This is a genomic window from Brevundimonas sp. (genome assembly GCF_032107865.1).
Lineage (GTDB): Bacteria > Pseudomonadota > Alphaproteobacteria > Caulobacterales > Caulobacteraceae > Brevundimonas.
The window spans coordinates 1-6,175 of the sequence record NZ_DAMCNG010000164.1; the positions used below are offsets into that span (position 1 = coordinate 1).

At 68.3% G+C, this 6,175-nt stretch carries 8 protein-coding genes; 4 read left to right on the top strand and 4 right to left on the bottom strand.

Features of this window, described 5'->3' with window-relative positions:
• Window positions 1–318, bottom strand: a 318-nt coding sequence (locus RT567_RS12490; RefSeq protein WP_313576651.1) for a hypothetical protein, incomplete at its 3' end; no start/stop codon positions are given.
• Between RT567_RS12490 and RT567_RS12495 the strand changes: the two genes are divergently transcribed.
• The 4 genes from RT567_RS12495 to RT567_RS12510 all read left to right on the top strand — a co-directional run bounded on the left by RT567_RS12495 (window position 299) and on the right by RT567_RS12510 (window position 2,901).
• On the top strand, window positions 299–517 hold the full coding sequence (locus tag RT567_RS12495) for a response regulator (protein ID WP_313576652.1): 219 nt from the start codon (window positions 299–301) through the stop codon (window positions 515–517). The genes RT567_RS12490 and RT567_RS12495 overlap by 20 nt on opposite strands.
• A 62-nt stretch (window positions 518–579) precedes the next feature.
• Window positions 580–1,251, top strand: a complete 672-nt coding sequence (locus RT567_RS12500) for a PepSY-associated TM helix domain-containing protein (RefSeq protein WP_409516176.1) — start codon at window positions 580–582, stop codon at window positions 1,249–1,251.
• Window positions 1,252–1,262: 11 nt separating this feature from the next.
• Window positions 1,263–1,778, top strand: coding sequence for a DUF2271 domain-containing protein (locus RT567_RS12505; protein ID WP_313576653.1), 516 nt, complete (start codon window positions 1,263–1,265; stop codon window positions 1,776–1,778).
• Window positions 1,779–1,833: 55 nt separating this feature from the next.
• The gene (locus tag RT567_RS12510) at window positions 1,834–2,901 is read left to right on the top strand and encodes an FAD:protein FMN transferase (RefSeq protein ID WP_313576654.1); all 1,068 of its coding nucleotides are present in this window, start codon (window positions 1,834–1,836) and stop codon (window positions 2,899–2,901) included.
• Window positions 2,902–2,908: 7 nt separating this feature from the next.
• Here RT567_RS12510 and RT567_RS12515 read toward each other — a convergent pair whose 3' ends face one another.
• The 3 genes from RT567_RS12515 to RT567_RS12525 all read right to left on the bottom strand — a co-directional run.
• Window positions 2,909–3,586, bottom strand: a complete 678-nt coding sequence (locus RT567_RS12515) for a Fe2+-dependent dioxygenase (protein WP_313576655.1) — start codon at window positions 3,584–3,586, stop codon at window positions 2,909–2,911.
• Between the two features lie 83 nt (window positions 3,587–3,669).
• Window positions 3,670–5,934, bottom strand: a complete 2,265-nt coding sequence (locus RT567_RS12520; RefSeq protein ID WP_313576656.1) for a TonB-dependent siderophore receptor — start codon at window positions 5,932–5,934, stop codon at window positions 3,670–3,672.
• Between the two features lie 112 nt (window positions 5,935–6,046).
• A partial coding sequence (locus RT567_RS12525) for an oxidoreductase C-terminal domain-containing protein (RefSeq protein WP_313576658.1) occupies window positions 6,047–6,175 on the bottom strand: 129 nt, incomplete at its 5' end.

A 6,175-nucleotide genomic window follows, 5' to 3' on the forward strand; every position in this document is an offset into this window, starting at 1 on the left:
CGCCAGATCATCGACCGCATGGAAGGCCGCCTGAGCGTCGAGCGCTCGCCGCAAGGCGGAGCACGGTTCCGCTTCGACCTGCGCCTGCCCCTGGCCGAGGCCGACGGGCGGCGCGATGACGGAGCCATGGCCGACCCGACCGCCCATGCGACCCTGCATGTGCTGGTGGTGGACGACAACGCCGCCAACCGCTTCGTGGCGGGCAAGGTGCTGGAGCTGTTCGGCTGCACCCACGAAACGGCCGAGAACGGCGACCGCATCGTTCGACCTGATCCTGATGGATGTGAAGATGCCGGTGATGGACGGGATCGCCGCCACGCGCGCCATCCGCGCCCTGCCCGGCCCCGCCGCCGCCCTGCCGATCCTTGCCCTGACCGCCAACGCCGACCCACGCGACGAGGCGAACTATCTGGCGGCGGGCATGGACGGCGTGGCCCAGAAACCGATCCAGCCCGAGGCCCTGCTGAACGCCATCCGCCTGATCCTGTCGCGCGAAAAGGCCGCTCAGGCCGCCTGATCGGCCCAGGCGGCGACAGTCGCGGTTGCAAGTCATTTGCATTCTATGGCAAGGCCGTCGGCGTGACCGACGCCGCAGCCTCTTCTGCAAAGCCCCCCGCTCGTCCGAAGGCCAAGGACGCACGGCCGCCCGCGCGCGCCTTCTGGCTGAAGCAGTTGCAAAGCTGGCACTGGATTTCGGCGGCGGTCAGCATGGTCGGCCTGCTGCTGTTCGCCGCAACCGGCGTCACCCTGAACCACGCCGCCCAGATCCCCGTCGAGCCAGTCGTGCGCGAACAGACCGCCGTCCTGCCCGCGCCCCTGCTGGCGCGGTTGAGCGCGTTTCCGCAAGAGACGACCGATCCCGCTCCCGACGCGGTGGCGCGCTGGGCGAAGGAGGCTTTCGACGTCCGCATCGCCGGCAAGCCGACCGAAACCACGGCCGAGGAAATCTATGTCGCCCTGCCCATGCCCGGCGGGGACGGGTGGCTGACCATCGACCGGACGACGGGCGAGGCCCTGCATGAAAAGACCACGCGCGGCTGGATCGCCTGGCTCAACGACCTGCACAAGGGACGCAACACCGGCCGGGCCTGGTTCTGGTTCATCGACGTTTTCGCCGTCGCCTGCATCGTCTTCACCCTGACAGGGCTGGGCCTTCTGTGGCTGCACGCCTGGCGGCGCCCCTCGACCTGGCCGCTGGTCGGTCTGGGGCTGCTGATTCCCGCCGTGCTCGCCCTGTTCTTCATTCATTGAGGAGCCGCTCCATGCGTCCGCTTCCCCTCATTCTGACGACGGCGAGCCTGACGGCGGCGGCCGCGCCCGCTCTGGCCGCCGATCTGTCGGTGTCGATCGAACTGCCGCGCATCAACAGCGCCGCCTATCACCGCCCCTATGTCGCCGTCTGGATCGAGAAGCCGGACCAGAGCGCCGTCCAGACCCTGGCCGTCTGGTATCACCCCGGCAGCCGCAACAGTCAGGGCGACGGCACCGACTGGCTGCGGGATCTGCGCGCCTGGTGGCGCAAGGGCGGCCGGGCGATGGCCATGCCCGCCGACGGAATCTCCGGTCCGACCAAGGCCCCCGGCCGTCATGCCTTCACCGTGCCTGGCGCGCGCCTGCGCGGCCTGCCCGCCGGGCAGTACACGCTGGTCGTCGAGGCGGCGCGCGAGATGGGCGGACGCGAGTCCGTGCGCGTGCCCTTCCGCTGGGGCGCCGCCAATACGGCCGCCGGGACGGGGTCGTCCGAACTGCGCGCCGTGCGTGTCGCCGTGACCCGCTGAACGATCCCGGTCATAAGAGGGGCTTCGTCCCCTCAACCAAACCGTTGCGCGTCCCATGAAACGTTCCGCCTCCGCCCCGTCGCCGATCCTCATCGGAAGTGCGGACGACAGCCGACACGACGACCGCGTCCTGATCCCGCTCATGACCGGCGCGCCCGAACGGCCGCCCAGCGATCTGATCTGGTCCCTGTCGGGCGAGACCATGGGCACGACCTGGTCGGTGCGGCTGGTCCCGCCGCCGGGCGCCGCTCAGGGCGATTTCACGGCGGCGATTGAGGAAGAACTGGCCCGCGTCGTCGCCGTCTTTAGCCCGTGGGAGGTCGACAGCGAGATCAGCCGGTTCAACGCCGCTCCGGCTGGAACCTGGGCTCTGTCAGACGACTTCTGGGCCCTGCTGACCCAGTCGCTGGATCTGGCCGACGACATCAACGGCGCGGTCGATCCCAGCCTGGGCGCCCTGGTCGACCTGTGGGGCTTCGGCCCGCCGGGGCCGCGCTCGGTTTTGCTGCCCATGCCGTCCGACGAAGAGATCGAGGCGGCGCGCACCGTCTCGGGCTGGCAGAAGCTGCGACTGCACCGCGAGGCCCAGGCGGCGATCCAGATCGGGGGCATGAAGCTGGACGTCTCGGGCATCGCCAAGGGCCATGCGGTCGATCGCGTCTCGGACCGGCTGAGCGCCCTGGGCGCGACCTCGCACCTGGTCGAGATCGGCGGCGAACTAAAGGGGCGCGGCGTCAAGCCCGACGCCCAGCCCTGGTGGGTCGAGATCGAGACCGTCCCCGGCTCGCCCGCGCCGCGCACGGTCGCGGCTCTGGTCGACCTGGCCATGGCGACCTCGGGCGACGGGCGCCGCGCCTTCACCCATGAGGGGCGGCTCTATTCGCACACCCTGGACGGCGCGACGGGGCGGCCGGTCGACAACGGCCTGGCCCAGGTCACGGTCTTCGACGCCTCGGCCATGCGCGCCGACGCCCTGGCCACGGCGTTGACCGTGCTGGGTCCGGTCGAGGGGCCTGAACTGGCCGCAACCTTGGGCCTGGCCGCTCATTTCACGGAACGCACGCACGACGGCCTGGTCGAGCGCATGACCCCCGCCTTCGCCGCCATGCTGGACGACGCCTGAGGGAGCGTCAGACCTCGGACCAACGCCGCAGCAGGTTGTGATAGACGCTGGTCAGCTCGATCACCGCTGCATCCTTGGGCCCCTTATCCAGGTTCACCCGCTGGATCGCCACATCGAGGCGGAACAGGTTCTCGCGGTCGGCGTCGTCGCGGATCAGGCTCTGCAGCCACATGAAGCTGGAGACGCGCGCGCCGCGCGTGACCGGCGTCACCCGGTGCAAGCTCTTGGACGGATAGAGGACCAGATCGCCCGCCGGCAGCTTGACCGACTGGGCGCCGTACATCTCCTCGATGATCAGTTCGCCGCCGTCATAGTCCTCAGGCTCGGACAGGAAGAGGGTGGCCGACAGGTCGCTGCGAATGCGATGGCCCTCCCGTTGGCGGATGGCGTTGTCGACGTGCGTGCCGAACTCGCCGCCGCCTTCATAACGGTTGAACAGGGGCGGAAAGATCGTGTGCGGCAAGGCGGCCGAGACAAACATCGGATTGGCGTTCAGGGCCTGGACGACCAGGGCCGACACCTCGCGCGCCTGGGCGCTGTCCTCGGGCAGTTGCTGATTGCGCTTGGCGCTCGCCGACTGATGGCCCGAGGTCATGTTGCCGTCGGCCCAGGGACCGGCGTCCAGCGTCTCGCGCAGGGCTTTCACCTCGGCCTTGGTGAAGACTTCGGGGATGTGCAGCAGCATGGCTTTCTCACCGTCTGGAAACGCATCGGCCCCGTCGCTCCAGCGAACGACGGGGCCGACATGATGGCGCGAAACGCGGCCTCTTAGTAGCGGACGTTCAGCGTCAGGATCGCCTGGCGCGCCGGAGCGACATCGGCGTGATGCACGCCGTTGGTGCGGATGATGTACGCCTCATCCCCGGCGTTCTGGACGTTCAGCTGCAGCGAGGCGCGGTCGCTGATGTCGTAGGAGGCGAACAGGTCGACGCGGGTGTATTCCGGCGCATAGACGCGGTTAGCGCCGCCGCCGGCCCCGCCCTGGTTCCCGCCCCAGGACTTGGAAACGTAATAGACGCCGCCGCCCAGGCTGAGCTTGGGCATGAGACGGTAGGTGGTGAACAGGCTGGCGCTGTGCTCGGGCGTATTCGCCAGTTGCGCGCCCTTGTTGACCGCGCCGTTGACCAGTTCGGAATCCATCCAGGTGTAGCCGCCGAAGACCTGCCACTTGTCGGTGACGTTGCCCGACACGCCCAGTTCCAGCCCCTGGACCTTGGCTTCGCCGATCTGCTCATAGTCCGAGCCGGAGATCAGGATGGCCGCATTCTTGCGCGTCAGGTGGAACAGGGCGCCGCTGAGCGCCAGACGATCACCGAACAGATTGGCCTTGGCGCCGATCTCGAAGTTTTCGGTCTCTTCCGGGTCCAGCACGACATTGGCCAGATCGCCCGAGCCCGTCCCCGTGCCGCCGTTCTGATCGCCGGCCGAAATGGTCGGCGGCGTCGAGGCCGTGGAATAGGAGGCGTAGATGCTGCTGTTCGCCGTCGGCTTGTAGACCAGGCCGACCTGATAGTTGACGAAGTCCCAACCGCTGCTGACCGGCTTATAGACCGGCGCCGCGATCGTGCCCGAAGCGTTGACCGCATCAACCGAATAGTCGTCCCAGCGCAGGCCCAGGTTCACGATCAGCTTGTCGCTGAGGTGAATGGCGTCGAAGGCGTAGACTCCCACGGAATCCGTGTCGGTCGTGCTGACCAGACCGCGCGTCTTCGTACCCGTCCACGGGTGGTTCGGGTTGGGCGCATAAACCGGGGTGCAGTCCAGGCCCGTCAGCGGCGCCGGGCAGGCCGCGCCCGTCAGGGTCGTGACCGTATAGGAGGCGTTGCGGTTCTTCTCGCGCGACAGCTCCAGGCCGACGTCGAAGTCATGCTTGATCGAACCGGTCAGGAAGGAGCCGTGCAGATCGGTGACGTTGGCCAGGGTCTCGGCCGGGTTCCAGCGCGACTTCAGGCCCCGCTTCATCCACCAGACGCCGTTGATCTGCTGCGCCGCGCCGCCGTCGCCGGGGTTGGTGACGACATAGTCGTTCAGCGTCTGCGAGTAGCGGGTGACGTTGCGCAGGGCCAGGTTGTCGCTGAAGCGGTGCTCCACCTCCAGCGTCAGGCTGTCGACCGTATTGTTCAGATCGTCGCGCGCCTTGAGGCCGAAAAAGCTGTCATAGGGCACGTCCAGAATGCCCGAGGCGTCCGGGCGCGACGCATTCGCCCCGCCCAGCTTGGTGTAGAGCGGGATGCCGTAGTCGGGCATCTGATTACTGTCGAGGTGGTAGTAGCTGGCCGTCAGCGTCGTCGGCGTGCCCAGGCCCACGGCGACCGCAGCCCCGACGCCCCACTTGTCGAAGTCTACGCCGTTGCGGCCCGGCACATCGCCCTGCGAGGCCATGACGTTCAGGCGCATGGCGGCGGTCGGCCCGACCTGCCAGTTGGCGTCCACCGTGCCGCGCAGATAGTCGTCGGTGCCGACCCCGGCCGAGCCGTTGACGAAGTTGGTCAGGCGCGGCGACTTGGAGCCCAGGTTGATGCTGCCGCCGCCCGAACCCCGGCCCGAATAGACGGAATCGGCCCCCTTGATGACCTCGACCTGCTCCAGGTTGAAGACTTCACGCTGCTGGCCGCCGGTGTCGCGGATGCCGTCGACGAAAATGTTGTTGCCCGAGGCCTGCCCCCGGATGAAGGGCCGGTCGGCCAGGGGCTGGCCGCCCTCGCCCGCGCCGAAGGTGATGCCCGGCGAGGTGCGCAGGATGTCCTGCAAGGAGGTGGCGGCGGTCTGTTCAATGATCTGCTGCGGGATCACCGTCACGGTGCGCGGCGTATCGACCAGAGGCGTGACGAACTGCGGATCCTTCGGCTCGCGCTTCACGCGATGGCCGTTCACATCGACCGTGCCCAGGTTGGTGGCGTCCTGGCTGATCACGCCGTCCGCGGGCGCAGCCTCGTCAGCCGCCGCAGCCACGGCGGGCGCGGCGCACAGCATCCCGGCAGCGCTGGACGCGAACAGGAGCGCCTTGAGGGCGGCGGAGCGTGTATCGGACATAGGGGAGGAACCGGTCAAGGAATGAGACCGGCTCGCATTAGCACCATTTCAGGGTGCGACAATCTGACTCCTGCGACTAAATCGCACTTGCGGAACAGGTGTCACACGCAGGTCACACCTGGGGCTTGGCGACCGCCTTGATCGACACCGTCGGGTCGGCCAGCAGGGCGTCGTCCACCGGCGTCGCCTTCCCGATCAGCATCCGCCCGCCCATGAAGTCGGCGGGGGCGTTGACCGCCTC